Origin of the sequence: Bradyrhizobium sp. SRL28, assembly GCF_018596315.1 — a bacterium.
Taxonomy (GTDB): domain Bacteria; phylum Pseudomonadota; class Alphaproteobacteria; order Rhizobiales; family Xanthobacteraceae; genus Bradyrhizobium.
This window is the reverse complement of sequence record NZ_JAHEAG010000125.1, coordinates 1-3,012: the sequence shown is the minus strand read 5'-3', so window position 1 is coordinate 3,012 and position 3,012 is coordinate 1. Positions and strand designations below refer to the sequence as shown.

The window sequence follows — 3,012 nt, the reverse complement described above, 5'->3', positions numbered from 1 at the left end:
GTAACCGGTATGAGTTCCCACGTCTGCGGTGATCAGCGGGCGCGTGGGTAGCGGATCGGCATCCAGTATTGGCGCATGGCCTCGACGGCCGCTGGAATATCGGTGTGGGCGTTACGGAGAAAGTCCGCGATATCGCGGCAGCTTCGTGGCAGTCCGAGCATCGGCTGACCCTGATCGCCGCGACAGTGCAGCAGGATGGGCAGCAGCAGACCATGATTGACGTTGCCGGTGTCGAGCAGTGGCGCCCATGCCGACAGCTTGAGCCGCATCGCGGCGTAGAAACCCTGACACCAGGGTCGCGGATCGACGTCGCCATGGGGGTTGCGCAGGTGCATCGGCTCGAACTGGCGAGGCGTAGTTGAAAGAATTTGGCTGATCTCGTTATGGCGCAGCGCGACGGCGGAAATCGCCGCGAACTCCGGGGTGCCGCCGTGGTTGAAGGCATCGGCATCGATGGCGAGCAGCGGGCAGATCCAGTCGAGCGGGCTCATCGACACCGGTCCGGCCACGATCGCGGCGACGTAGCCGTCGAGCATGGGAATGCTGGTGGCGACAGGATGCTGATCAACGCGTGCCTGGAGCCATTGCTCAAGCTCCTCAAGTGGCATCGCAGGTGCCGCCATCGACGACGCTGCTTTATGGCGACGCGGGCTCATGCCGCGGCCCGTGCGGTGCGCTGGCGCGCCGCCTTCCAGTTCCAGGCGAGCAGCTCGTGCAGCTGATGGCTCTTGGTTCGCCCGGACACGATGCGCTCCAGCACGTCGGTCAGATAGGCCTGAGGATCGAGTTCATGGAGCTTTGCCGTGTTCACGAGCGATGCCAGGATCGCCCAGCTCTCGGCGCCGCCCTCGCTGCCGCTGAACAATGAGTTGCGTCTTCCCATGGCAATCGGGCGCATTGAACGCTCGACCGTGTTGGAATCGATCTCGACGCGGCCGTCGCGGAGAAACAGCGTCAGCCCATCCCAGTGATTGAGCGCATAGTTGATCGCCTCTGCCAGCTTTGACTGGGAGAAGAGCTGGCCCACCATCTCGGTCAGTCGCGCCTTGAGCGCCGCCATCAACGCTGCGCTTCTGGTGCGGCGGCTGGCCAGCCGCTGCTCCGCACTGTTGCCGCGGATCTCCGCTTCAATGGCATAGACCGCCTGCAGGCGTTCGATCACCTCGCGCGCAAACGGCGACTGGGTCGTTTTGAACACCTCGACGAATTTGCGTCGGGCATGGGCGAGACAAAAGGCGAGCTGGATTGCGCCACCATGATCGCGGGCGAGCGCCTTGTAGGCGGCATAACCGTCCACCTGCAGAATGCCGGAAAAGCCCGTCAATTGTGCGGCGATCTCCTCGGTGCCCCGGCCGTCGGCGAACACGTAGGCAACCGCCGGTGGCGCAGGCCCGCCCCAGGGGCGGTCATCCATGGCATGCGCCCAGAACTGGCAGATGCGGGGGCGATGTCGCCCGGGATCGAGCACCGGCATCGGCGTCTCGTCGCAGAACACGCGCGGCGCGGCCTGGATCGTCCGCAGCTGAAGTTCATAAAGGCTCTTGAGCCACCAGGCCGCACGCTTCACCCAGCCGGCAAGCGTCGACCGGTCAAGATGGACGCCCTGGCCGGCCAAAATCTGCACCTGCCGGTACAGCGGCAAATACCAGGCGAACTTCGAGACCACCACGTGGCTCACCAGGGCCGTCGACACCATGCCACTCTCAATCAGGCGCGGCAGCACCTTCGCCTGGACCACACCGTCGGTGCAGCCGCGGCAGGCGTATTTGGGACGGATCGTCCGCAGCACCCGCAAGATCGCCGGGATGATGTCCAGTACCTCGCTGACGTCCTCGCCGATCTTGTGGAGCTTGCCCTGGCAGCACGGGCAGGCGGTCGCCTCCGGCTCCAGCACCTGCTCACAGCGCGGCAGGTGCTTGGGCAGCGCGCCGATGTTGCGGCGCGCCTTCTTGCGCGGCTTATCAGACGGCTTCGCCGCAGCCGCATCGTCGTTGGCAGCCGCAGGCGGGGTGGCGCCGGTCTCAAGATCGTCAAGCTCAAGCGCGAGTTGCTCGGCCACGAGCGTGGCAAGCCGCTCCGAGCGCTTCCCGAAGATCATCTCCTTGAGCGTCTGCATCGCCACGCGCAGCTTCTCGTTCTCGACGTCAAGCGCGAGCACCATCTCGGTCAGAGCCGCCGGATCGGTCGGGAGAGCATCGGGGCGAATCGCCATGATCAGACGATACATGCGCCCACTCCATGCTCCAGCGAAATCCTCACCTCTCAGCCAACAACGGCCGGCTGCTTCACAGGCTTGGGTGAGACGCGCGTCCACTCAAGTCCGTCGAGCAGCATCGCGAGCTGCGTTGCACTTAGATGCACCACACCATCGCGGATCGGCGGCCAGGTGAAACGCCCCTGGTGCAACCACTTCGTCACCAGCACCATGCCGCTGCCGTCCCACGCCAAAAGCTTCACTCTGTCCATGCGTTTGCTGCGGAACACGAAGACGTCGCCACAATACGGGTTCGCACGGAGCGCTTCGCTCACCAGCGCCGACAGCGTGTGGACCGACTTGCGAAAGTCGACTGGCTGCGCCGCAAGCACCACCTTGAGGTCGGAGCGTAGTGCAATCACCGGATGCCCCGAAGCGCTGACAGCACCGTCGAAAGTGTCGTCAGCTCCACGCCCGGCTCAACCCGGATGCGCGCCCCACTCAGCTCGATCTCGATCACCCCGCAGGGCTTGGCCGGCGGCGCGGCGATCTCCAAAGGCGTCGTTTGTGCCGCCGAAATACGTTCGGACTCGCCAGCTGTCCCGCCACCGCTTCCGGCGCCAATTTGGATCGGCACGAAGTTCGGCGCCTTGCCGGCCACTGCCGCCGCAACCTGGCGTCGCCACACCGTGAGCAGCCCGCGGGAAACGCCATTGCGCCGCGCCACCTCGGAGATGTTCGCACCTTCCTCAAAGCTCTCCGCCGCGATCCGGGCTTTCTCCTCGCCAGTCCACCGTCGCCGTCGGCGCTCCCCAGTG

Annotated in this window: 4 protein-coding genes; all 4 read right to left on the bottom strand. The window is 65.2% G+C overall.

Annotation, left to right across the window (positions count from 1 at the left end):
• Positions 1 to 32: 32 nt before the first annotated feature.
• Entirely contained in the window at positions 33 to 623 is a 591-nt protein-coding gene (locus KIP88_RS45445; RefSeq protein ID WP_214494570.1) for a UPF0149 family protein, read from the bottom strand.
• 29 nt (positions 624 to 652) lie between these two features.
• Positions 653 to 2,212 (bottom strand): IS66 family transposase, encoded by a 1,560-nt coding sequence (locus KIP88_RS45440; protein ID WP_214494571.1) that lies wholly within the window; start codon positions 2,210 to 2,212, stop codon positions 653 to 655.
• A gap of 50 nt (positions 2,213 to 2,262) precedes the next feature.
• Complete coding sequence (gene tnpB / locus KIP88_RS45435; protein WP_027577378.1) at positions 2,263 to 2,616, bottom strand: IS66 family insertion sequence element accessory protein TnpB; 354 nt, start codon at positions 2,614 to 2,616, stop codon at positions 2,263 to 2,265.
• The coding region (locus KIP88_RS48950) for a transposase (RefSeq protein ID WP_214494569.1) at positions 2,613 to 3,012 on the bottom strand (400 nt) is incomplete at its 5' end. The genes KIP88_RS48950 and tnpB, both read right to left, overlap by 4 nt.